Origin of the sequence: Vogesella mureinivorans, from assembly GCF_007644035.1 — a bacterium.
In the GTDB taxonomy this organism is placed as follows: Bacteria; Pseudomonadota; Gammaproteobacteria; order Burkholderiales; family Chromobacteriaceae; genus Vogesella; species Vogesella mureinivorans.
The window spans coordinates 1-287 of sequence record NZ_VMTV02000638.1; the positions used below are offsets into that span (position 1 = coordinate 1).

General features: G+C 68.6%; 1 pseudogene. It reads right to left on the reverse strand.

Annotated features, from left to right (window positions below):
• A pseudogene (locus FLQ44_RS17050) lies at nt 1-287 on the reverse strand (ABC transporter ATP-binding protein); the annotation flags it as partial.

Here is a 287-nt window from a genome sequence, read left to right on the forward strand (position 1 = left end):
TGGCGCTGCTCTTGGCGACGCTGGCGCTGATCGCGGAGCTGCCCTTGCGCAGCCAGGCGGCGTAGTCGTCGAGGTCGCCTTCGAAGGGTGCGACCAGGCCGTCGGCGACGCGCCACCAGCTGTCGCAGACCAGGCCCAGCAGATGACGGTCATGGCTGACCAGAAGAATGGCCCCTGGGTACTCGGCCAGGGCATCCGCCAGCGCCTCGCGCATGTCGAGGTCGAGATGGTTGGTGGGCTCGTCCAACAGCAGCAGGTTGGGCTTGCGCCAGGCGATCAGGGCCAGC